Source organism: Cognatundibacterium curvum (genome assembly GCF_014284235.1).
GTDB lineage: Bacteria > Pseudomonadota > Gammaproteobacteria > Burkholderiales > Burkholderiaceae_D > Undibacterium > Undibacterium curvum.
This window is the reverse complement of sequence record NZ_JACOGD010000021.1, coordinates 1-550: the sequence shown is the minus strand read 5'-3', so window position 1 is coordinate 550 and position 550 is coordinate 1. Positions and strand designations below refer to the sequence as shown.

The following is a 550-nucleotide window of genomic DNA, read 5'->3' as shown; positions in this document are numbered from 1 at the left end:
AGTTTGCCAGTGGCTGACCGATGGGCAGGATGGCGGGCAGTTGTGCTATCGCTTCTGACTCAGCTGGCGGCAGTTGCCAGGTACTGGCGTCTATCGTGGTTTCGGTCGGACCATAAACATTGATGATGTCGGTGCCTGGTAAGGCGTTTCTGAGCTTACGAGCGAGGCTGCGTTTAAAGGCTTCGCCACCGACGATCAGGCGTTTGAGGCTACATTGGATCTGGCTGCCTTCTTCAACAACAGCATCAAAGAAGGCAGGCACGGCATTGACATGGGTGATCTGCTGGCTGCGTATCAGCTGCCAAAACGCTTTTGCATCAAGGCTGCGCAGTGGTGGGCAAATGACGACGGTGGCGCCGCTGAGTAAAGGCAGCAATAACTGGCCAAATGAGACGTCAAAGGCAACCGAGGCCATTGCGAGTACGCGGTCACCCGGAACCAGCGGATCATAGCCAGCTTTGCGCGCGTAGGTCAGATTGAGTGCTGCGCTATGGCTGACGCCGACGGCTTTGGGCGTGCCGGTGGAGCCTGAGGTGTAGATCAGATAGGC

The 550-nt window shown here is 57.1% G+C and carries 1 protein-coding gene; it reads right to left on the bottom strand.

All coding sequences use genetic code 11. The features are described from left to right. Positions 1-550 (bottom strand): AMP-binding protein (locus tag H8K43_RS18660; RefSeq protein ID WP_186905255.1); only part of this gene is annotated, 550 nt, incomplete at both ends.